Annotated in this window: 17 protein-coding genes; 6 read left to right on the forward strand and 11 right to left on the reverse strand. The window is 33.0% G+C overall.

Annotated elements, in window-relative coordinates; translation table 11 throughout:
• Nucleotides 1–44: 44 nt before the first annotated feature.
• Genes R3E91_00305 through rpmG form a run of 6 tightly spaced genes read right to left on the reverse strand, consistent with a single transcriptional unit; the run spans nt 45 to nt 6,045 of the window.
• Complete coding sequence (locus tag R3E91_00305; protein ID MEZ5314647.1) at nt 45–866, reverse strand: polyprenyl synthetase family protein; 822 nt, start codon at nt 864–866, stop codon at nt 45–47.
• On the reverse strand, nt 863–1,894 hold the full coding sequence (tdh, locus tag R3E91_00310) for an L-threonine 3-dehydrogenase (GenBank protein ID MEZ5314648.1): 1,032 nt from the start codon (nt 1,892–1,894) through the stop codon (nt 863–865). The genes R3E91_00305 and tdh overlap by 4 nt, the downstream gene beginning before the upstream one ends.
• Before the next feature lie 9 nt (nt 1,895–1,903).
• Nucleotides 1,904–3,097, reverse strand: a complete 1,194-nt coding sequence (locus R3E91_00315; GenBank protein ID MEZ5314649.1) for a glycine C-acetyltransferase — start codon at nt 3,095–3,097, stop codon at nt 1,904–1,906.
• Nucleotide 3,098: 1 nt separating this feature from the next.
• The gene (locus R3E91_00320; GenBank protein ID MEZ5314650.1) at nt 3,099–3,782 is read right to left on the reverse strand and encodes an ABC transporter ATP-binding protein; all 684 of its coding nucleotides are present in this window, start codon (nt 3,780–3,782) and stop codon (nt 3,099–3,101) included.
• Between the two features lies 1 nt (nt 3,783).
• The gene (locus R3E91_00325; GenBank protein ID MEZ5314651.1) at nt 3,784–5,880 is read right to left on the reverse strand and encodes an FtsX-like permease family protein; all 2,097 of its coding nucleotides are present in this window, start codon (nt 5,878–5,880) and stop codon (nt 3,784–3,786) included.
• Nucleotides 5,881–5,883: 3 nt separating this feature from the next.
• Nucleotides 5,884–6,045, reverse strand: a complete 162-nt coding sequence (rpmG, locus tag R3E91_00330; GenBank protein ID MEZ5314652.1) for a 50S ribosomal protein L33 — start codon at nt 6,043–6,045, stop codon at nt 5,884–5,886.
• Between the two features lie 174 nt (nt 6,046–6,219).
• On the opposite strand from rpmG, the gene R3E91_00335 reads away from it, so the two are divergent.
• The 3 genes from R3E91_00335 to mgtE all read left to right on the forward strand — a co-directional run bounded on the left by R3E91_00335 (nt 6,220) and on the right by mgtE (nt 13,159).
• The gene (locus R3E91_00335; protein ID MEZ5314653.1) at nt 6,220–9,594 is read left to right on the forward strand and encodes a hypothetical protein; all 3,375 of its coding nucleotides are present in this window, start codon (nt 6,220–6,222) and stop codon (nt 9,592–9,594) included.
• A gap of 162 nt (nt 9,595–9,756) precedes the next feature.
• Complete coding sequence (locus R3E91_00340) at nt 9,757–11,712, forward strand: tetratricopeptide repeat protein (protein ID MEZ5314654.1); 1,956 nt, start codon at nt 9,757–9,759, stop codon at nt 11,710–11,712.
• 40 nt (nt 11,713–11,752) lie between these two features.
• Nucleotides 11,753–13,159 (forward strand): magnesium transporter, encoded by a 1,407-nt coding sequence (mgtE, locus tag R3E91_00345; protein ID MEZ5314655.1) that lies wholly within the window; start codon nt 11,753–11,755, stop codon nt 13,157–13,159.
• A 6-nt stretch (nt 13,160–13,165) separates the two neighbouring features.
• On the opposite strand, the gene R3E91_00350 is transcribed toward mgtE, so the two are convergent.
• The 5 genes from R3E91_00350 to R3E91_00370 form a co-directional block, all read right to left on the reverse strand.
• Nucleotides 13,166–16,468, reverse strand: coding sequence for a hypothetical protein (locus R3E91_00350; GenBank protein ID MEZ5314656.1), 3,303 nt, complete (start codon nt 16,466–16,468; stop codon nt 13,166–13,168).
• 114 nt (nt 16,469–16,582) lie between these two features.
• On the reverse strand, nt 16,583–17,899 hold the full coding sequence (locus R3E91_00355) for a YihY/virulence factor BrkB family protein (GenBank protein MEZ5314657.1): 1,317 nt from the start codon (nt 17,897–17,899) through the stop codon (nt 16,583–16,585).
• 174 nt (nt 17,900–18,073) lie between these two features.
• Entirely contained in the window at nt 18,074–19,162 is a 1,089-nt protein-coding gene (locus tag R3E91_00360) for a hypothetical protein (GenBank protein MEZ5314658.1), read from the reverse strand.
• Between the two features lie 66 nt (nt 19,163–19,228).
• On the reverse strand, nt 19,229–20,671 hold the full coding sequence (locus R3E91_00365) for an amino acid permease (protein MEZ5314659.1): 1,443 nt from the start codon (nt 20,669–20,671) through the stop codon (nt 19,229–19,231).
• A 5-nt stretch (nt 20,672–20,676) separates the two neighbouring features.
• Entirely contained in the window at nt 20,677–21,753 is a 1,077-nt protein-coding gene (locus tag R3E91_00370) for a class I fructose-bisphosphate aldolase (GenBank protein ID MEZ5314660.1), read from the reverse strand.
• 155 nt (nt 21,754–21,908) lie between these two features.
• Between R3E91_00370 and R3E91_00375 the strand changes: the two genes are divergently transcribed.
• Genes R3E91_00375 through R3E91_00385 form a run of 3 tightly spaced genes read left to right on the forward strand, consistent with a single transcriptional unit; the run spans nt 21,909 to nt 24,374 of the window.
• A complete protein-coding gene (locus R3E91_00375) occupies nt 21,909–22,925 on the forward strand; it encodes an ATP-binding cassette domain-containing protein (protein MEZ5314661.1) in 1,017 nt (338 codons plus the stop codon).
• Nucleotides 22,912–23,592: a methionine ABC transporter permease gene (locus R3E91_00380; GenBank protein ID MEZ5314662.1), complete on the forward strand. Its 681-nt coding sequence runs from the start codon at nt 22,912–22,914 to the stop codon at nt 23,590–23,592. Before R3E91_00375 ends, R3E91_00380 begins: the two co-directional genes overlap by 14 nt.
• On the forward strand, nt 23,589–24,374 hold the full coding sequence (locus tag R3E91_00385; GenBank protein ID MEZ5314663.1) for a MetQ/NlpA family ABC transporter substrate-binding protein: 786 nt from the start codon (nt 23,589–23,591) through the stop codon (nt 24,372–24,374). Before R3E91_00380 ends, R3E91_00385 begins: the two co-directional genes overlap by 4 nt.
• The last annotated feature ends 359 nt before the right edge of the window (nt 24,375–24,733 follow it).

Below are 24,733 nucleotides of genomic sequence, written 5' to 3' on the forward strand. Positions count from 1 at the left end.
GGTAACTTTTTTCTTAGTGAATCTAGAAACAATTAAGAAGCTAATTATGATTTCAGATTCGAATTTGCATCTTCAAAATCTGGTTGTGAGGATTTTTTGATCTGACTTAAAACAGACTCGATTAGTTGTCTAAGTGATGAAGTATCCCCTGGAAGGGCTTTTAGTGCCTTTAAAACGTCTATTGTTAAAGTGTTTTGCCTTTCTCGCGCTTTATCTTCTCCTAAAGGATAGTCTTGATCAAGGATATCATCTACAATTTGAAAAAGCTCGCCAAATAATTCTCCAAATTGATCTAGCTTTATAAGAATGGATTGAGGTGCATTAGCTATTATTCCACCGAAGTTAACAGCGCAGCGAAAAAGGGCTGCTGTTTTTCTTCTATTTAACTCAGAAAGGTTTTGATGATTTTCGATGTCCATAATTTGTCCACCGATGATTCCATCTTTACCTGCAGCATGTGTGAGGGCCGCTAACAGAGCCATTCTTTTTTCGCATGAAAGATCGGGGATGGAAGTGAGTAGATCAAAAGCAAGTGTGAGAAGATAGTTGCCAATAAGGATGGCAGTTGCTTCATTATGGGTTTTATGGAGAGTAAGACGCCCTCGACGAAAATCTTGATTATCCATGCAAGGTAGGTCATCATGAATTAAGGAATAACAATGGACTAATTCAATTGCACAGGCTGGTTTAATAGCTTTATGAACGCTTTTTTTATCAAGGATTGTTGCTGTGTAGAGGGTTAACAAGGGACGAATTCTTTTACCAGGAGCAAGAAGTGCATAGCGAGCTCCTTCTAGAAGAGATGGGTAAAAAGGCGAGGATAAAGGAATAAGTTTTTCTAGCTCAGTTTCAATTAAATCAATCATAAATATGACCAATCTAAAATCACCTTACCAGAATTCCCAGAAAGCATAATCTCAAATCCTTTTTGAAATTCCTCTGCAAGAATATGATGGGTGATCACAGGAGAAATATTCAGACCACTTTCAAGAAGAGAAGTCACTTGGTACCAAGTTTTAAAAATCTCACGACCATAAATCCCTTTAATAGTAAGCATTTTAAATATTACTTGATGCCAGTCAAGCGTGGCGTGAGAAGGTAGGATACCGAGTAAAACAAGATGCCCTCCATGGGTACACACATCTGGTAAAGAAGCAAACGCTTCTGAGTTACCTGACATTTCAAGACAGACATCAAAACCTGCTCGCATCCCAAGTTTTTTCATCACTTTTTGAAGAGATTCTTCTTTTATATTGACTGCAGCAGTAGCCCCTATTTTCTCAGCAAGAGCAAGACGATAGGGATTTAAATCTGAAATCACAACATGACGAGCGCCTGCTTTTTTTGCAATCGCCACTGCCATTAATCCAATTGGACCCGCTCCTGTGATTAAAACATCTTGGCTGACCAGATTGCAAAAAAGAGCTGTGTGAACAGCATTACCAAGAGGATCAAAAAGTGATGCAATCTCATTTGGAATTGAATCTGGAACAAGAAAAGCATTTTCAGCAGGAATGACTAGATATTCAGCAAAACAACCATTCCGATTCACTCCTACTCCAATAGTTTGAGGGCATAAGACACGGCGACCTGTTTGACACATATAACATCGTCCACAAGTCAAATGACCCTCACCTGAAACACGATCCCCAATTTTAAATCCTTGCACATGTTTACCTACAGCCACCACTTTACCAACAAATTCATGGCCAATAATCGAAGGAACTGGCAAGACCTTTTTAGCCCATTCATCCCAAAGGTAGAGATGAATATCCGTACCACAAATAGAGGTTTTAAGTGTTTTAATTAATAGGTCGTTCTCCCCAAAATTTGGCATAGGGACTTCTTCTATCCATAATCCTTCTCGGGGTTCTTTTTTTAAAATTGCTTTCATCAGTTTGCCTTATTTAAGAATATTCAATTCTTGACCCACTATTTCAAAAGCTTGAATCGCTCGATCAAGATCTTTAGTAGTATGGGTAGCAGATATTTGAACTCTAACTCTTGCCATTTGTTGAGGAACAACAGGATAACAGAAGCCTACAACATAAATTCCTTGCTCAAGCATTTTTTTTGCAAAAATTTGAGTTAGTCCTGTATCACCCAAGAGGATAGGAATGATTGGGTGATCTTTACCTACTAATTTAAATCCAAGACAATCCATTTTTTTACGAAAATAGTTTACATTTTTCCATAATTTTTGACGAAGTGTTAATCCTTCTTCTTCTAGTATTTCAAAGCCTTTTAGGCTGGCAGCAGCAATATTCGGACAAAGAGTATTAGAAAAAAGATAAGGACGAGAACATTGTCTTAACCAATCGATAATTTCTTTTTTTCCACTTACATACCCCCCCGAAGCTCCTCCAAGAGCCTTTCCAAGTGTGCCTGTCATGATATCAATTCTATTCATGACATCAGCATATTCCTGGGTTCCACAACCATTGTTCCCGAGTAATCCAGTTGCATGACAGTCATCGACCATGATTAAAGCCTGATATTGATCAGCTAACTGGCAAATTGTTTTCAAATTCGCAATAATCCCATCCATAGAGAAGACTCCATCAGTTGCAATCATGCGAAAGCGGCAATTTTTAGCTTCTTTTAACTGCTTTTCTAAATCATCCATGTCGTTATTTTTGTATCTAAAACGTTTGGCTTTGCAAAGACGTATCCCATCAATAATACTGGCATGATTTAACATGTCGCTAATGACAGCATCTTCAGGACCAAGCAGCGTTTCAAATAACCCACCATTCGCATCAAAACATGAGCTATATAAAATAGTCGCTTCTGTTTTGAGAAAATCGCTTATCTTTTTTTCAAGTTCGATATGGACGGTTTGTGTGCCGCAGATAAAGCGAACAGAAGCTAAACCAAAGCCATATCTATCTAAACTTTCTTTAGCTGCTTTAATAATTTTTGGATGGTTAGCTAGACCAAGATAGTTGTTAGAACAAAAGTTAAGTATTTGGTTATGATCTATTAAATGAATAATGTTCTCTTGGGGAGAAGTAATGATTTGTTCATGCTTATAGAGATTTTGATGACTTAATTCACCTAATTTTTGTTTTAAAAAATCTAAATAAGATTGTTCCATTTCAAATATCCTTTGTTTCTAATAAATTTCCATCACATAGAATAAGTGTTCTATCGCATAAATCGGCAAGTAGTTTGTCATGAGTAACAACAACTAAGGATTTTTGTAATGTTTTGACAGAATCAAGAAGAATTTCATGAATTCGATTTGATGTTTTATAGTCAAGATTGCCTGAAGGTTCATCAGCAAGTACAATTTCTGGATTATTGCAAAGTGCACGAGCAAGAGCAACACGTTGCTTCTCTCCTCCTGAAAGCAATTTTGTTGTAAATTCTGCACGATGAGTGATTTGCATTTTTTCCATTAAAAAATATGCATATTCGTAGGCTACACTTTTTTTATGAATTGGATCGCCCCCAATCAAAGGGGGCATTAAAATGTTTTGTAAGACAGTGTAATCCTCTAGTAAGTGAAAACTCTGAAAAACAAATCCAATATGACGATTACGTAAAATGGAAAGAGGGTAGTTAGCAACGGATTTGCCAGCAATCATTAATTCTCCAGAGGTTGGAGCTTCTAATGTACCAAGGATTTGGAGCAAAGTGCTTTTGCCTTCTCCCGAGGCACCCATAATTGCTATACTTTCACCAGGATTTACAATTAAAGAGACATTTTTTAATAAGTCTATTTTAGTTGGATGGTAGAAAGTCTTACGGATTTTTTTTGCATACAATATCGGTGTCAATTTACTCAGCTTTTAAAATTTCTGAAGGACGAATACGAGCGGCTTTAATCGCAGGAGTAATGCCTGCTAAAAGAGAAATTACCATTGTTGCAAGGATCACAAATAGAAGTGAAGCAAAACTTAGCTCATTTGGTAGCTGTGCTCCGTAAAAAATCGATTGAAAGGCTTCGTGTCCTTGTAACAGACTTAAAAAATTCACAAGTGACTGTAAGTAATGGAGTGTAATAATTGCTGCAATACTACCAATTACACAGCTGATGAGTCCCATGAAAAATCCACACATTCCAAAAATTGCTGCAATACGCTTAGGAGAGGTTCCTAGGGATTGTAAAATTCCAATTTCATGTTTCTTATCATTTACTAAAAGAATGAGCATTGAAATGATATTAGAACAAGCGACTACTAAGATAATAATCGCAATTAACGTAAAAAGATTTTTGTCACTTTCTAATTGCTGAAGAATAGGTTTTGCAAAGTCATAGTCCTCAAAAGATTGTACATTCCAATATTTTTCAATTTCTCTTGATTCTAGATTATGGATCAGTTGATTTTTCACTGATTTTGCTTTTGAAATATCGTTTAACCAAATGTTAATTCCATTTCCTAACATTGTATCAGATACAGATAAGTTTCCTCTTAGAAGAGGCACGAGGTTAGGATCAGCAAAAAGTAGTTTATTACCTATTGGTGTCATTCCTGGATCATAAAAACCAGCAACAAAAACTGGGATTCTCTGTTCTTGGACAGAAGTTGCTGTTGGTGTGTAATAACAAAGGTGACCTTGGTCACCAATACACACACCACTATTTTGGAATTGTTTCGCTATAAGGATACCATCTCCAAAAAAATCGTCTTTTGGAATAAGAATCTTTCCATTTTTATCGCTATGCAACCATAGAGGAGGAGACAGATCCAAATTCTCCTCAAGATAAGCTTCACTGATTTCAAGATTATTATAGAAAGTGGTGCCTTTAAGCACTGTTCCTTGAATATTTCCAGTAATTTCAAATTTTAGAGAAGAAAGAGAATTTGCTTTTTCGATTGAAGTGGGTACAAGTTTAGCATGAAAAGGGATGTGATCATTCAAAACTAACTGAACAGATGGGGAGGCAATTAAATCACTAGCAATATGCATTTGTTTTTGATCAAAAATCACCCTTGCTTCCATCGTTTCGAAACCAAATGCTTTTAAACGAGCATTAAGCATTTCAATCTCTTGTTTATTTTCTGGGATGACTACTTTTCGGATTTCATTGTGATGAATAATCCCAACTCCTTCAAAGAATCCATCTTCTGGGAAAAAAGCTGGATAGAGAATAAATCCATCTTCATTTGTAGATAATTTTGTGATAACAATATGTGAAAAAAATTTTTTTAAGTTCTTAGTTAAAAAAGCGGAATTTCTGTCATGATATAGAGCAGTGTCATCAATTAAAGGACTTTGTGCATAGGATAACTTATTAAGCAGGTTATTGTAATCTTCGTTTCTAAAAGGAATAAGCATTTGCTTTAACCTCGTATTAGAAGCATCGTGAGAAACGACATATGAAGCTTGATTAACAAAAGCTTGATAATGATCGTTGTGACCAAATTTTTCTCTAATTAAATTTAGACGCAAGTTACCAAAAGACACCTCATATTCTTGAGGACGAATTTCATTTAATGGATTGAGTATTTTAATTGCTTCCCATCCTTCTTTAACTGGATCTTTCAGTGACCCATCAAGATGACGCTCAGGAGGAGGAAAATCATAAGGCAGTTCAATATCAACTGTGGGATCATAAGGATTGCTCTGATGAGCAATAAGTTTTTCACCAATTGTTTTAGAATTATAATTTGAATCGAGACTGATTTCATCAATCTGATAGTAATAAGAACGATAGTAAGCATCTGTTGGAGTCATTCGAATCGGCGCATTAAAAGCCACTAATTGCTCCACCCATTTTTTTTCAATCCCTTCGGTCACAGAAAGAAAAAGAATTACTAACCAAACAACTAAAGAGATCACGAGAACAGAGACAAGAGAAATAATCGAGCCTGAAAGCTGTCGCGATCTGGGAACTAGATATTTTAAAGCGACAGTCAATAAAAAACGCACCGATTATTTTGCCTCTTTAAAAATCACATGACGACGTAATAAAGGATCATACTTTCTTAATTCTAAACGTCCAGTCACCTTTTTTTTATTTTTTGTAGTCCAAATTGTCTCTGTACTTTCTGTACTTTTCAATTTGATAATTTCACGGTTTTTACGTTTCGCCATTGTTGAAATCCTCAGTTAAAATTAATCCTTTATAAGGAAGAAAAATTTTAAAGAAAAGCTATTTATTCTTCAAGAAAAATGAATCTCTACCCAGATAGGAAATTCATTAAATAAAGCGATCAATTTAATGATTTAATTAGCAAAATATTATGAGTTTATGGTATACACAATTGCATGAATAATATTCATATTAATCTTGATGGAATTATAAAAGAAAATCCACAATTAATTAAAAATGATACTAATATTATAGAAATAAATAATGAGAATTATCTTAAATACATAGATGCTAAATTTAATCATAATGCGGTATCTATTAGGGATATTGATGAAAATCTTGAGCAATTTGAAGCAACAAGATATTCCTTAAAACGACTGAAAACAGTTAAAAAAATAATTTCTGTTTTTAAATTTATCCTTTCTCTTCTTATTCCTTTATCTATGTTTTATTGTCCCTCATGGGTTTCATGGGGAATGGCTCTTCCAATCCTCCTAATTCTTGGTGTTATAGAAGCAAAAATTCATGGCAATATCACGATTAAAGAGCAACACCATCAGGTTTTAATTTTAGCGCGCAAAATGCTAGAAAACCATTCATTTAAAAATTTTTTATTACCATTAGGGGTTTGGAATTTACCTCCTAAAGAGTCAGTTTTAAAGATCAATAGCTTGATGGAGCATTTAAAAGAAAATGATGAGCACTCTCTTAGTCAAATCGATCGGCTGAGATTTCATTTGAATTTAGATGATCAACCTACGATGGATTTTTACGCTGCGCAGCAGATTACTAAGAGCTTTAATTACGATACACATTGGACAAAAGCACGTCAGAAAGTCATTGAAGCAAAAAAGTATTTAGATAGCACTAATGTAGAAAGTTACAAAAAAAAGATAGTAGAAGGAAATCAAATAGGTTTTTTTGCGGGATTTGTTAGAAAAGATCCTTATCTTCATCAACAAATCCCTTCTGTAGAAAATCAAGTATGCAAGTTTGTTTGGCGATATAACTCTTATGTGACTCACGCAAATTATGCTAAGGAGAGTTATTGTTTAGCATCAGATTTATTTAAAGAAGAATTAGAGAATTTTGGAGAATCTTTTGATACAAGATGGAAAAGTTATCAGAAAGAAGATGAGAGATTCAATACTCACGTCGATGAATTTTTAGAAATACTTAAAAATCAGAAAACATGGGTAGATGCAGCTTTTTTTATCCAGAAACATGATTTGGCTGTGTCACTTGAAAAAGTATTTGAAAAAGCACGTAATTTAAATTCAGAACTTAAGAAAAAAATAGAAAATCATCCTTTGAAATTGATTGAATCATATCATAATGAACTTGAACAACTTCAATCAAGGATCCTTAGTGCTTCTGATAGCGAAAAAGTGAAGGACTGGATTGATAATCATCCAACAGGTTCGGTAATTCAAATATCAGATGATTTTCGTCAAGATTCAACTATTTTTGATTGGATACAAGCCTATCAAGATACTGGTGAGACATCTTTAACAAAGATCTATGAACAAAATACCCTAAGATGTGCTCTCTATCAAAGAGCAAAAGAAGAAATCAATAACATCAATCAAGAAACTTCTTTTAAAGAACTATCTGCTCAAGTGTCTCAATTTGAAAAAAATCAGATGAAACCTTTAAGAAGGCAGATGCGTCACTATTTTCACTCATTTTTGAAACGTTTTTGGAAAGAAATTTTTCATAAAGAACCTGTTCAATATTTTGAATTTACTCCTTTAAGTAGTCAAACAACTGAATTTGAAAAATTTAGGAGAATTCAAGAAATCAATATTAATGCAGCTTTAAAGACAATTCACCGCATAGAATTTAGGAAAAAAATAATTAAAGAGGTTGGTCTTCAATGGGTTGCAGTCATTGTACTAATGATTGTTGAATCAGTTTTTTCGTCATCTCTATGGGTGACTTTAGGAATGACTATTTCGTTTCCCTTAATCGAAGGTATTGGACGCTACTTAGATTATCGTTTAAAAAAAATCAAAACAAATCAGTTAAATTTGAAAATGCAAGTGCTTTTAAAAGATTATGTGGATTTAAAACGCATTCCTGGATCCTGCTCAAGTCTTCAACAACTCAAGAATGTTCAATTCAAATATCATTTAGAAAATGTAAATTTAACATGGGCAAAATCTCTTACTCAAGAAAACGATGCTCTTTTTATTCCCCAGTCTCTAGAAGAAGGAAAAATATTCTGCAGAAAATTGCTAAATGAAAGTAGAGAGAAAGCGACTACCTTTATAAATAAACGTTGCTTAGCTTTGAAAAGAGATCTTAGATTAATGCAAAAAAGACAAGAAACAGAAGAAGTTAAAGAGAAAATTCGCGAGATTAAATCGCAAATTAATCTACTAGAGATAGAGAAACTGAAGGAAAATAAAATTGACACTTCGACTAAAAAAGCTGAAAAAGAAGAAGAGCAACGAATTGCAAGTCATTATATATTAAGGGATAACAATGTTACAAATCGAATTGAAATGGAAAAAATCCTTGATGAAGCCTATGAGCAGAAAATGGGTCTTCAAGAGCGAGAAAGACAACTAAATCATTTTAGAAACCAAATCAATCGAATAGAAGAGAAAAAACATCGACTTAAAGAGCAGAAAGATGCGGATCCAAAGAGCAGTAGTGAAATTGATTTATTTGGGTATCAGCAAGCTAATGATTATTTAGAATATTTATCTAACCATCCTAGATTAAATCCAAAACTCATTGATTCATATGGATACTTACTCAAAGTACAAGAGACTGCTCTTTTCCTGCCTAAGTATCAAGAAGCAATTCAGAGCTTAGAAAAGGCATCTGAAAACTTTGCTGATTTTCAAAGTGTCTATGATCTAAAAAAGTTAGATCCTTTTAAAAACATGATCCAAAAACTCTATGAGTGTCAACACAATATTCAGCAATGGGAATTTTCAATTATGCGAATTGATTACAATGCGATTCCAGGGTTTGATTTCTCAACGAAGCAAAATGATGTGAATAATCTAAAAGAAACAGTAAGTAATTTAGCACACAAATTAACAGAAAGCTTAGAAATAATTCTAAAAAATCTTAAGCGAGAAGAAAAAATCAGTGAAATTATTATTGCAATAGAACAACAAAAAGAAGCTATTGCATCAGCAAAATCTAATCTGGCTCTTACTAAAAATGTGTTCGAAACGTGCCAGTATCGTGAAAGTGTTCTTCCTTGGGATTTGCTTCAAAACAATCTAAGGTATCTAAAGAAAAATCTAAACCTTGCAAGAAGAAAACTTGCTGAAAAGATTTTTGAAAAAATTGACTCTAATTCTCATCCACCAGTTAGTTTAATAGAAAATTATAGGAAAGAGATGGATACAATAAAAAAAGAAGTAAAAGACAATTATGATTTAATTTTAAAGGAAATGGAACAAGGGGAAAATAAAACTTTTATCTCAGAACGAATATCTATGTATTCTAGAAAGATAAAAGAAGTAATTGATCAAGAAATGCAATTAGTAACTGCTATTGAAAAATCTGAAAAATTTCTGGAGATTTAAAATCTCTATTAAATACAAAAGTCATCAAAGGAACGGAAGATCGTACTTGAAAGATCTTCCTTAGGGTTCAATGAGTTTCCTATTTAAGGATAGAATTTAAATTATTGCTTCTTTTGAATTAAGAGCAACACTTATCTAAAGTAATTCAAGGAAGTGTTTTTTATGGAAAAAAATCCCCTTCTTGTTCATGAAACAACTGTTAAGTCTGGAAGAGACTTAGACACTGAATCTGTTGTATCTAATAAAGACTCCAATGACCAATCTGCTCAAAGATTATGCAAAGAAGCTGAGGTTTTATTTCAATATGGGGTAGCAAAAAAGAAAGAATTCCCCCTATTACTTGCTTTTGATAAATTGATAAGAGCAAAAGAAATAGATCCTCTTCTTTTTGTAGAAGAAGTAATATGGCATCAGCTTCGAGGTCAAATTCTTTTTTATCTAGGCTACTGCTTTCAAAACTATAGCTTTTTAGGAAAATCTTTTAAACCTTATGCAGAGATAAATGAGTTACATCATCAAGATAAGAATTTAGTATGGGACTATGCTCAATTTTGGACTTTCATAGCTATACAATCAGGTGAAAAAGCTGATTTGACGCAAGCATTAAGCAGTTTTTCTGCTGCAGCTAGATTAGGCTGTGATTCATCTCTTTTCTATATTGATTGGGCCATTGCTTATATAATTTGTAGTTCTTATACAGGTAACTCATTATACTTAAACGAATCGTGTTTTTTATTAAAGAAAGTAATCAGAGAAAATTATGATATGAAAGGTGTAAACAATTCTATTTATGGACATGCTTACAAAATTTATGCACATGCTTTGAAGAAATATTATTATAACACTCATTTAAAAAAAACATTAGAAGACGCTGATATTTCTTTACGTGAAGTCACGCTTCTGTTTCCCTCACAGTCAGACCTTTGGCTAGAATGGGGAGAACTTTATTTACATGCTGGTTGGATTGACTGCGATTTAAAAATGATAGAGATGGGGATAGACAAACTCACTTCCTTAACATTGAAAGAAGTGACTTCTACTCGACTAACAGCTTTGTTAGGGAAAGGTTTAGTTATATTAGGATTATACCTTGATGATCTAAAACCGATGAGTCAAGGTAGAGAACGTATACTAGCTACTTTAGAAAGCAGCCCAGAAGATCTGGATCTATTAAATAGTGCAGGAATGGCTGAATTGACTTATGGAATCTATTTTTCTAGCAAAAAGCACTATGCTAATGCTATCTATTGGTTTAAAAAAGGAATAGGAATAGACTCTACTTCAGTTTGTAATTGGCATGGACTTTTTCAAAGTTATTTAGGTTTAGGATTTTTAGAAAAAAATCTTTTTTTCACTCATAAGGGCTTAACAGCAATTAAAAGAGTTTGTAAAATGCGGCCTCAATCAGCAATTTATTTAAATGATTTAGGCCTTTGTCTTCTTCAGTTAAATCAGTTTGAAAATTGCAAAAACACCCAATCTTCTCTCTTAGAGGAGGCTATTTTACATTTTACAAGATCCTATGCTATCGATAGTCGTTCTGAAACTCTATATAACTGGGGGCATGCTCTTAGCTGCTTAGGGAGTCTTTCTGAAGCAATAGAAGATTATGAGAAGGCTCTTGATATTCTCTCCTCTGCTTATCGGATGAATCCTGAGAAATCCAATGTTTCTTATGAACTTGCCATTGTGCTATTTCGCTTAGGAAAGTTATTAAAAAAAACAGATTATCTGTATGAATCGATTAAATTATTAGAACCTCTTGCTAATAGTCATATTGAAGATGAAGTGGTTTGGGGAGATTTAGGATATATTTTGTTAACTCTTTCAGAACTCATTTCTGATGAAAATCATCCTTTTAAAAGAGAAGATCTTAGACAACAAGCTGAAAAACGACTTCATCATGCAGTGCGAATGGGAAATCGAGAGGCGAATTATCACTTAGCTAGTTTATATTCTCTAGCTCGTTTATTTGAATCTTCTATCTTTTTTCTTAAGCGAGCTCATGCTTTTAAAGTTCTACCTAATGAAGATGATTTGATTCATAATGCTTGGCTAGACAATCTTCGTAAGACTGATATTTTTAAAGAATTTATGAAAGGACAATCTGATGGTTGAAGAAGAAGCTGAAGAACAACATTTCAGTACTGGAAATTTGATGGATTCACGAACAAGTCATTTAGATGATCAGCTTAATGAACGTCTGGAACAAGCTCTTCATAAAACTACTTTTAACATTCATTTACAAGAGGTGACAAAAATTGCAAGTGAATATCATCCAATCGATTTAGCTTATGCTGCAACTCGTCTTCCTCACCACGCTCGTTCCATTCTTTATGACAACCTTCCTGATCTCCCAGCACAAATCACGTTTCTTATTAACACTGATGGACCAACACGCAAGGCTATTTTTCGTTCACAAAGTGATGAAAAAATTAGAAAAGTCATTGATAAAATGCCTTCTGATGAGGCTGTATGGGTGTTAGATGATCTTCTTGAAAGAAGACGTGGGCGTATTTTAGAACTTATCGAAACAAAGAAAGCAATACAAATTCGTGAATTACAAAAGCATAGTCGTAATAGTGCTGGAGGGTTAATGACGAATGAATTTTTTGCTTTTCCTATGGAAACAACTATTCTGGAAGCTGCGGCTTTTATTCGAGATAATCCTGGTATTGATATGACACGTCGCATCTTTGTGATTGATTATAAAGGGGAGTTGCAAGGGTTTGTGCCTGCAAGGAATTTGATTGTCAATCCTCCTCATCTACCTCTAAAACAAGTCATGCGGCAGATTGATCATTTTGTTCATGCAGACACTTCACGGGAAGAGGTAGTGGATTTAGTTGAGCGCTATAAAATTCCTGTACTTCCTGTTTTGAATGAAGAAGATCTTCTTCTTGGAGTGATTACTTATGAAGAGATTGTTGAGCTTATAGAGGATATTGCTGATGAAACAATAGGTTGGATAGCTGGTACTGCAGAAGATGTGAGTGAATATGACCATGTCTTCAAACGCTTCTTAGCTCGCGCACCTTGGTTACTTATCACGCTATTCGCAGGGTTGATTAGTGCTTCAATCATGTCTTATTTTCAAGGAATTGCAGCTGATTTATTAGGTTTAATTGTTTTCTTTATTCCTTTAATTAACGGCATGTCAGGAAATGTGGGTGTGCAATGTAGTACTGTCCTTGTGAGAAGTATGGCAATTGGAGTGCTTTCTTCAGGAAAAAAAGGAGAAGCTGTCTTAAAAGAAATATTGATTGGAATGATGACAGGAATTATTTTTGGGTGCTTATGTGGTTTAATGATTTATCTACTAAGCAGTTATCACATTGGCGAATTCTATGGTAACTCTTTGCAGACTGGAGTGATGGTTGCTGCTGGAATTTTTGGTGCTTCACTTACAGCTACGACTTTAGGTGTGACTTCTCCCTTCTTTTTTGTCAAAATTGGCGTAGACCCAGCACTTGCTTCAGGACCTATAATTACTGCATTCAATGATATGGTATCAATGGTCATGTTTTTTTTAATCTCTGGAGTTATTAATTCTTTATTTTTTTAGAAAAACTTATTCTTCTTCCCAAGGAAATGGATAGCTTGTAGGAGGAGGGGTTCGCCCTTCACCAAGAGTCCAGATTATTTGTTCAACAATTGTTCCAATAATTGCTCCAATGTGTCCACCAGCTGTTTTTGCAATCAAAATCCCAATTCTTTTAGCAGCAGAGCTCCAGTCTAATTCAAGCTGATCAGTTGACCCTCTTATTTTTACTTGAAACATATCATTTTTAGATAATCCAGATATATTAAACCTTTTTTTCAATGTACTTGGAGCAATACCTAGAGTCATCTTTATTTCCTTATTCATTAAATTAATCGAGCCCCAAAGAGCAATGTGAAATTCATTTGCAAGCAATATATCAAACCGTTGACAAGTCAAGATACCCTCTTTCAGATGCATAAAAATAGGCGTGAACCAACCGCTCATTTCTTTTTCACTTGTGATATCAGTCACTTTTAAAAAACGCATTAATTGTTGGATTTTTTCACCATTATTTATCTCTATTTTACCAATATTTATTACCCCTCTTTCAATTTCTATTTTATCGAAAGCATAAGGTCTGATAGGAAAGATAAAGTTCTTTGCATCAATGAAAATATTAATAGATTGATTAGAAGAAATTCCTGTGATCAATAGGGGATGAATGTCTTTTATGAGCATAGGGCTGAGTTCAGAGGTAAGAGTAATTTCTGTATTAATAGAATCTCTTAAATAGATAGCATGTGGATCAATAGAAACTAGTAAGTTAGCTTTGAGGTTTGATGAGTCTATTGCAATATTAAGAGGACCTGTAAATTTAGAAATAGTACCATAGACACGAATATTGGCTATTTCACCCAATATTGCTTGGATTAATCCCTTAGTTTCCTTATCCATAGGATAGATTTCTGTAATTAGCTTGACTGGAATAGATTTTAAGTTTAACTCACCATCTAGCATCAGATTTTGATCATTAACATTGCCATCAAGTATCCAATTGACCATTTTCCCATTAAATTCAAAGGTAGATTTTTCATTCAAAGGCACATTTTCAGCGAAAATATCCCCTTGTAAATGGAGGACAATCTCTTTAGAAAAATGGTCCTCTCGAGCAAAACCAATAGTATTGTTAATAGTTAGATAATTCTCCGTATTTGGATTAGAAAATACTAATGTTCCAAGAGTAAAATCTCCTAAAAATTTAGTATGTGTAAAAAATTCTCTAAAACTTTTTGGTTTTACAGGAGAGATCAATTCCTTAATGTTGAATCTTAGCCTAGCTGGATTTACTAGGTTGAGTAGTGGCTTTTCTTCTGGATAGAAATAGTCGATCATCATACTGTATTTTTGGGGAGTTAGATTCCAATCAAGAGATGATCCATTTTGAAAGATGATACGATGATCATCTAAGATAATTGATAAATCTGCTTTTAAATCTTCTCCTTCTGTCTGCAAATTAAGACAAAATTGAGAATCGTGATTTGAATTATATTTACCTTGTAAGCTGGTATCGAATTTACCTTCAATAAGATTTTTAATATGAGTTTTCTGGAAAATTAATTGATTCAATAAACTTATAGAAAACTGATAAAAATTTGCATCAAAATAGACAGAAGCTTTTTTTAAATTGATGATGTTTTTATCCAAGTAGTTAGTAATTTCAAAATTTGCAAAAAAAGTTGGTGTGTCTATAGTCTCTTGTTCAAGCAACTCTGTTTCAATCGATAATTCTCCATAAATCTTATTCATTGATCGATCTATTTTAATAAGACAATGCCCTTTTTTTAGATCTATCAATTCTTTTCTATCCAAACACTGAATGACTTCACCTATAATTACAAATTCTAAATCATCCGTATTTTCTTTACTAAATTTCTTATTCTCTATTCCTTGGATTTTAATTTGATAATCAGAATTTGAAATTGTGCCGTTTAACATAGAAATTGTAGTACTCCCATTCACAGTCTCAATAAGACCTGATATCTTAAATTCAATGATTTCACCTAAATAAATAGCTAAGTTCTCTTCTGAATGGCTATAACCTGAAATATCAAAATTGAGATGATTTAATTTTCCTTTAAGGATCCCTTTGATCTCTAAACTAGGAATAGTTACTTTAATAACTGAAGACAATTTTCCCTGTTCATAGGCTCCCTCTATTTCCAAGTCTAAATGATTATCAATCACCATTTGCATATTTTTTTCAATTGCATTGGAGAGATCATTTATAAATGCAAATGGAATATTTTGAAAATTTGAGCTAAATCCAATACTCTCTTTCCCTTTGATGACAATATTACCGGATAATGATCCCGACTGATTATTTCTTTCAATTTTTCCTTGATAAGATACTTCTGTCTGATTTGAATGAGTAATGAAAATAGATAAGTCTTTAAATAAGTAATGCTTAGAATTTTCAATCTTAATCTCAGCTTGATCAATTTTTCCATTCGCTTCTAATATCATGTTAGAATAGATAGATTGTTGAAAACTAAGAGGGAAAACTCCTTTTTGTATTTCTAATTGAATATTGACATGATGTGCTAGAGAATAGCTCTCTTTCTTATTCTCTGGTAAAATAGAATGAAAAAATTTAGGAGAAACCATGAGGCTGAATTGAATAGGGGTATCAATAAAGAATTTTTTTTCTTTAATTTCTCCTTTAATCACCCCATTAAGATTTTGAGAATGAATTTCAGATGCAAAACAAAATTCATTTTTTTTAAATTCTGTACAATTAAAACTAACATCTATTGTTTTCCCGAGGAGTTCAGTATAATCTGTCCAATTGTTAATCCAATTAATTATTCGTGAAGGAAAATTCTTTAATTGGCCTTCTGCTTGAGTTTTCAGATCATAGGAGATCTGGATTTCAGAAATTCCTTCTACCATTCCTTGTTTTGTATGAGCTTTAATAGAATATAAGTTTGATTGTCTAAAATACTCACTATGAATTTCCGATATAGTAATCATTTCTTCTTGATTTATTTGAAAATCTATTCTTCCATTGAAAATGGAGAAATTTTCATTAATTAAAAATCTATAATCTCTCCATTTCTTTTTTCTGCATCTTTCGTCTTTTTTTAGTGTTTCCTCCTCTCTTTTAAAAGATAAAATTGGTTCATTAACCGTTGTAAATCCTATTTTTTTCCCGCCAAAAATGAGATAAAAAAGCGGAGTTTTTGTCTCTAATTCTTTTATTGTAAAAATGAAATCTTTATCCTTGTATGAAAAATTATTGATTTGCTGAGATCCAAACCAGCTTAGATGGATCTTATCAATAGAAAGAGTTCCAGAATTATAGGTATTAAACCATTCAAGTCCTTTTTTCATTCCATATGAGCTAGAAATAAATGTAGGTAATAAAAGAATAAAAAAGAGTCCAAGAATCAATAAAAAAGTAAAGGTCCAGAGAATGTTTTTAAAAAAATAAGACATAAAAGAGGATTAGTTGATCTTTTTTAAGAGAATGTTCGCATCTGATTCCTCCATAATCCTGTCAAATTTTTTTAAACTATTTAAGATGGAATTAACCTCTAGAGAAGAGGTTAATTCCATCTGCTCACCTCTTGCATTGACCTTATCAATCACTGATTTAATTGTTAGTTTATCGATATTATCAGCTGGTTGAAAACCAATTGTACTATATTTATTTCCAATCACTTTAGAAAGAATTTTTGCTTCGATTAATTGATTAAGCAGACTTTTTGTTAACGATAGGGGAATGGTAAGTTTATTAGTTATTTGAGTAATAGGTATAGGAGATTTTTTTTCTAAAAAAAATTTAACTGATAAGTGGGTGATCCTAATCAAAAGAACCATGCGAAAATGATAACTAAGATCACTTTCTTTTATGAAAAACATTGACGAATTTACATGTTGAATAGCAAATGATAATTTGGCACCTAAGAGGATAATAATCCAGCTAATATGGATCCAGATAAGGAATAAAGGAAACGCTGCAAATGTTCCATAAATCGCATTGTAATTAGTGACACCGATCTGAAAATGAAAATAGATCCATTGGATCAGTTGATATATACCACTAACAATGATCCCTGCTATAAGAGCAGGAATCAGCGCCACGCGTGTATTAGGAATAAAAATATAGATAAAAGTAAATATAAAGGAATTAAGGAAAAAAGGGGTGAAATTTAAAAAAGGAAGAAAATAAACTGTCAAATTTTTAAAAAAATGTTCTTGGATAAAAATTTCAAATGCAGTAGATAAGTGTAAAGTTATCCCACTAGATATCAATACAGTTATAGGGCAAAGAAAAATCATAAAAAAGTAATCTGTGATTCTTCTTATCAAGAGTTTTTTTTCTTTTGCTTCCCAGATAGTATTCAAGCTTGTTTCAAGATAAAGAAAAATTTTAAATCCTGTCCAAAGCAAAATTAAGATACCAATTCCAGTAATTAATCCTCGATGAGTCTTTTCTAAAGAGGTATTTGCAAATTGAAAAATCTTTTCAATCACAATTTTTTGTTCAATGAATCGATTAAATAACCAGCTTTTAAAAGCTGATTCAAATTTTAATCCACGTGCTATTTCTATAAGGACAGCAAAAATTGGAACAATCCCAAGACAAGAATAATATGTAAGAGCAGAAGCACCTTGTTGAATCTGTTTTTTTGTAAATCCTTCAATACTTAGTAATAGAATACGCACAAAACGCATCCAATGAGCCTGTATTTTTGAAAGAGATTTTAGATCGGTAGACCATATCTTTTTTGTCAGTGTTCGAATCGACCATATATCCATATGTGATTTTTTGTTGATCTTAAAACTAGTTTATTTCATTGGTAATCAATATCATTAATTAATGATATTGATTACCAATAGATATTATATATTTAAATATATAATATTTTGAATTTATAATCATCTTAAAAAATCAGAAATAGAAAGACATCGCATTACTATGACTATATCTTTCTAAATTTTTTGTTGAATACGGTGGTATTTTTTAAAGTCTTTAGATAATTTAGACATCTTTTCCACGAGCTTGTTAAACCTTCCATTATCTTCTTTAAAATCAGAAAATTCTTCTGTTATAGAACGCAACTGAATCGATATTTGATTTTTAATCTCCTCGAGGCCTTTGACCTCATCAGTAATTTTTTTTAATGTTTCTTTTTGAAGGGTCATGTTCTCATCGTTAATTTTCAACTGTCCTTCTAACTTGGCAACTTCTAACAATAAGCTGCATTTTTCTTCTTTCAATGTAGCTATAAGTGACATTAGGTGTTTACTGCACTCTGAAAATTTTAATTCTTTGATATCATCAAAAAGATTTTTTACAGTATACATGCTTATTTTCCATGAATTGAATAGATTAGTTACTTCACCTTGCAATTGATTTTTCTCAGTATTTAGATCGACTAAATGTTTTTCAAAACAAGCCAAGTGTTTTTCAAACACTTCATAACTCTTATTTGTAGCTTGAGAAGTAGACAAAAGACTTTTATTGGCAGATTGAAAATCATGAATCATTGATTCAATATTGCTTTTCATATTTTTTAAGTTCGTGATTTCTGAACTCATTCTCTCAATGAGAGTTTCGTATTCTTTATTATCTTGTGTTGTTTTTTCTAATAAGCTTTTAAATGTCAAGATTGATTGCTTCATTTGCCCATTGTTATGTTTCATAGCTACTACTTCATTTTTTAGATGAGTCTCACTTTTTTGTATTTTTTTGATAGATTGCTGAAGTTCTATATTATTTGTTTCAAATTTTTTTAAATGCTGAAATTTATAGCTGATATAAATCATGTAGCATGAACTAATAGAGCTTAATCCAAAAAAAACAATAAAAGGATAGTTATTAACAAACACAGACCAGATAAGAGAAACTTTAGATGCAATAAAAAATAGACCACTTAAATATACTCGCCATTTTGAGAGATAAGTAAAGTAAGTTTTTTTTTGAGAATGACTCTTTTGTCTTTGATGCGAATAAGGTAAAGGTTGAAGTTTAGGCCGTTGATATTGAAAAAGTTGATTAGATAAATACTCACTAGACATGTCCTCTAGCTCCTTTAAGAATTTGTTAATGGAGAGGACTATACAGATATGGTTTTTTTTTGAAATCTATTCGTGGGTATTTTTGTAAATTTCTTCTTTAATTTCTTTAAGGACTAAAAGTTTCCAATGGGGTTTGCGCATTGAAAATATAATTAGAGGAATAGAAAAATTAATTAAAAACCCAGTAATCACGACGATTTCAAAAGGTAATATTTCCATCTTAAAATATTTAACTGGAGGGGTAAAACTAAGAAAAAGAGCCAAAAGAGCGCTACCAATTCCCATCAATCCTGCAATCCAGATTCCTAAATTTTTGAAAGGAATTTTGTAAACGCGTCGCACATTTGGGTAGCGATAGCGCAAAACAATCCCAGAAATAAATAACAAAATATACATTAGCAAATACATTTGTGCACTTAAAGCACTTAGTAACCAATAAGCGATGCTTACATTAGGGATGTACAAAAAAATAAAAGCAGAGATTGTGACAGCAATCGCCTGAAAAAGCATCAAGTTAACCGGTATATGTCGATCATTAGTTCTATGGAAAATAGGAGGAAGGCAGCCATATTCAGTGGTGACAAATAACCCTTTTACACCTGCAATCACCCAAGCATTTATCTCTCCAATACTTCCTAAAATAGTCATTAAAAAGACAATCGGTATAATCCACTGTAGATGATAGAGATCGAAAAAAAAGCGAAAAGCATCTAAAAGGCCAGAGACTAGACTAATTTTTTCAGGGGGAATGACTATAGCAATGGCCAAAGAACCTAGAATCAAGATTGCAAGGATAAGAAAGGTTGCCATCAACATTGCACGCGGATAATTTTTTTGGGGGTCTTTAACTTCTCGAGCTAAGTTCGCATTGGCTTCTAATCCACTCAGTGCAAGAAAAACTCCACTGAGAAAAACCAGATTAGTTGGATTTAAGTCAGGGACAAATTGCATGGATTCAAAAGCCACCATGCCTTTGGTGATCACCCAGTGTAGGGCCATCCCAATTAGAATTAATCCAGGTAAAATAGCGCCAAAAATTACACAAATTGCACTTACCAAGGCAGAGGTTTTTATGCCTAGAAAATTTGTAAATGTAATTCCCCAAAATCCAATTATTATCACTGATAAAAGAAAAAATTTACTTTTAGCAAGCTCTGGATCAATAAATTGAGCAAGAATGGCTCCAACGAAAGCTAGCATAGCAGGATACCAAGTCATATTATGAAACCACTGCATCCAAATAGCAAAAAACCCCCATCGATTACCTAAGGCTGTCTTCACCCATACATAAATTCCTCCTTCTTTTGGCCATCCAGAAGCAAGCTCTGCTGATATCAGGGCATAAGGAATCATGAAAAATAAAGCAGCGGCAGAATAAAAAAAGATAGAACTAAATCCATAAGCCGCTGTGAATGGAAGATTGCGTAAACTAATGACAACAGCAAGAGAAAGCATTCCTAATAGAAATACATTAAGCGTTCGGCGTGGTTTAAGAGGTTTTAAATTCATGGATTTTATGCTATTGTTATTCTAGAATTTAGATAAATAGATTGAATCATATTCAGAAGTTGTATTCCACTTTTCATTGAACGTTGAAAGGCTTTTCTGCCTGAAATTAAACCCATCCCTCCTGCTCGTTTATTAATCACAGCTGTGCGAGCAGCAGCAGCAAAATCTTCTTTTCCCGATGGTCCTCCAGAATTGATTAAACCAATTCGCCCCATATAGCTATTGACAACTTGATAACGACATAAGTCAATGGGATGATCTGAAGATAATTTAGAATACACTTGATCATTAGTGTGTCCAAAATTAAGAGTTTGAAAACCACCATTATTTGTTGGAAGTTTTTGTTTGACAATATCTGCACCAAGTGTTGCACCAAGGTGATTCGCTTGACCGGTTAAGTCAGCGGCACTATGGAAATCTATATTCGTTGTTTTAAAAGCAGGATTACGTAAATAACACCAAAGTATTGTTGCCATTCCGAGTTCATGAGCATAGGAAAAGGCTTTGCTAACTTCAATAATTTGTCGAGAGCTTTCAGAAGAACCAAAATAAATGGTAGCTCCTACAGCGACTGCACCCATTTCATATGCCTGATGAATATTAGCAAAAAAGATTTGGTCAAATGTATTTGGGTAACTCAAAAGTTCATTATGATTGAGCTTTAAAATAAAAGGAATTTTATGAGCATAGCGTCTAGCTAATATACTCAATACTCCGTACGTTGATGCAACAGCATTGCACCCTCCTTCAATTGCAAGCAAAATGATATTTTCCGGATCAAAATATTCCGGATTTAATGAAAAAGACCCCCCTGCAGAATGTTCAACTCCTTGATCCACAGGAAGAATAGAAAGATACCCCGATCGGGCAAGCGTCCCTGAATTAAAAATAGTTTGCAGGTTACGCAATACTCTATTATTTCTATCAGATTGACTAAAGATTCGATCCACCCAATCTTTACTAGGTAGATGTAGTTTTTCTTTTGGGATAGTTTGACAGATATGGTTGAGTAAGAAATCTGCTTCGTCACCAAGTATCTCCTCAATTTGCGATGCTTTTAGATCTAGATTTCCCACTCCCATTTATACCTCCCTAGCGTACCTACTTAAAAAAAGAAAACTCAAGTTAATGATAAAAAAATAATCGTGAACCTAAACTAAACCATTTCATACTGATAAATTTTTTACAAATATTTTCCAATTTATTATAAGATTCTGTTTTTATCTTGAGTGTCTACGTGAAAGAAAAAATTGTTTGTATCAAAAATTTAACAAAAACCTATAAGACTCAAACTAATAAATCTCCTTACTCTGCAATTAAAAATATTAATTTGGTGATAAATAAGCGAGAGATCTTTGGAATGATCGGACCTAGCGGAGCAGGGAAAACAACTTTAATCCGTTGCCTAGTTGGTTTAGAGCGTCCGACTCATGGGGTGATAAGAATTGGAGACGCAGAAATTACTCTTTTTGATCATACCCAAATACGTTTGGCTCGTAGAAAAATTGGTATGATCTTTCAGAATTTTAACTTATTTTCTTCATATACTGTTTTAAATAACATTGCCTACCCACTTCTTTTAGAAGGTATGTCTTATGAAAAACGTATGAGAAAAGCTCGTGAGCTTTTAGAGCTTGTAGGATTAATAGATAAAGCACATGCTTATCCAGCCCAAATCAGTGGAGGAGAGCGACAAAGAGTCGCTATAGCTCGTGCTTTAGCTAACAATCCAGATATTTTGTTTTGTGATGAAGCAACATCTGCTCTTGATCCAAAAACAACTTATGAGATTTTAAGTCTTCTAAATAAGCTAAATGAAGAGCTTGGTTTAACAATTTTTCTTATCACCCACGAAATGGAAGTCATTAAACAAATTTGCACACACGTGGCAGTGCTTGAAAATGGGGAAATAATAGAACAGGGTAGGGTAGCAGATCTCTTTGCTAAACCTCAACATCCTATGACACAAAGGTTATTGCAAAATATCCATCATGATCTTCCACCAAATTTTAAAAAGAAAGGAGCTATTTTACTTCGCCTTTCTTTTAATCAAAAAACAGTTGGAGAACCTATTATTTCACGTCTTTTGCAGAAATATAAAGTTGAAATCAATATTCTTCTTGGTGGTATTGATATTTTAAAAACTGAAATGATTGGTAACCTTATTATCAATTTATCAGGAGAGCAAGAAGAATGTTCTTTGGCTCGCAATTTTTTAGAATCTCAAGGGGTATTTTGTGATGAGATTCACTGAGAACTTCCTTCTCATCTGGAAATTGATCCCTATAGAACTTTGGCACACTGTCTATATGGTTGGAGTATCAACTTTTTTTGCACTTTTCCTTGGATTACCTATAGCAATTATATTACGTTTAACTGATTATAAAGGACTTAAAGAAAATAAACTCATTTATCAGACTTTAGGAACAATCGTGAATATTGGGCGTTCAATTCCCTTTGCTATTTTAATTATTACGATTTTTCCTCTTACACGCTGGATTGTGGGTACTAGTATTGGTACAACAGCTTCTATCGTTCCTTTAACATTAGCTGCAGCTCCTTTTTTAGCACGCATGATTGAAGGAGCATTTAAAGAAATTGAAAAAGCAGTGATTGAAGCCTCTTTAGTCATGGGTTCAACAACTTTACAAATAGTAAGTAAAATTTTTATTCCAGAAGCACTTCCATCTATTATTAATGGGATTACGCTTACTATTGTCAATTTGATAGGGTATAGTGCTATGGCTGGTTTAGTTGGAGGAGGGGGGTTAGGAAAAATTGCCATACAATATGGTTACCAGCGTTTTAATGGATTTTTAATGGTTTTTACCCTATTCATCATCCTCTTGCTTGTTGAAACGATCCAATGGACTGGAAATAAGATTTCAAGAACTATACTAAAAAAAAGAGGACTAGGATGAGAAAATGGGTTTTAGGAATAGGGTTAATTTTACTAGCTTACTCATGTAGAACTCCTGATACAACTTTGAAAATTGCAGCAACTACTATACCTCATGCTGAATTACTTAGATTTATTCAGGAAGATTTGATTCATCAGGGAGTTAATCTTAAAATTATTGAAGTCGATGACTACACACTTCCTAACCGAATGGTTCAAGAGGGGGATGTTGATGCAAATTTTTTTCAACATCAATCCTTTCTTGATGAAGAAATTCGCATGCATGGTTACGACTTGATGCCTTTGACAGCAGTTCATATAGAACCCTTAGGCATCTATTCTCTTGTCTATAGATCTATCGATGCCATCAAAAATGGAAGTAAAGTCGCTATTCCTCAAGATCCAACAAATGAGGCACGTGCTTTGCTTCTATTACAAGATATTGGTTTAATTAAAATACGAAAGAGTATCGCAAACTTAAACTGCATAACACCATTAGATATTATCGAAAATCCTCAACACTTAAAATTTGAAGAATTAGATGCTTCTTATTTAGTAAGAGGATTATCAGACGTTGATCTATCAATTATTCCTTCTAATTTTGCTTTGCAAGGGAAATTAAATCCGCTTCGAGATCCGATCGCTGTAGAATGTATTGATCATCGGTATGCAAATATTGTTGTGATAAAACCAAAAGACTTAAATAAGGAAAATTTTCAAAAATTAAAACAAGCCCTTAATACAGATAAACTTCGCTTATTTATTGAAGAAAAGTATAGGGGATCCATTTTGCCTTCTTTTTGATTTAAAGAAGAAAAAATAAAACTAAATTCAAGAGCTTCTATATCTGAAAAAGCAAAACTCAATGAGTTAAAAGATGTTATAGCAACAAAAGTCTCTGAAGCAATATGAAAAAAAATTAATTTATAACTTTGAGATTTTTTTGTAAAAATAATATAAACAATATAGAAATTAGAAAACCTAAGGGCATAAGAATTGGCATTAGTGAATTGATAGACTGAGCTATAAGCACAGCTGTAGCTCCAACTATCATATTGATAAAGCTCATAATTGCAGAACCATTTGACTTATCTTCCATACAATCCATAGCAAAACTCGATGCATTATTAAAAACTAGAAATATGCCAAAATAAATAAATGGA

The organism is Chlamydiales bacterium (genome assembly GCA_041395025.1).
GTDB lineage: Bacteria > Chlamydiota > Chlamydiia > Chlamydiales > JAAKFR01 > JAJACP01.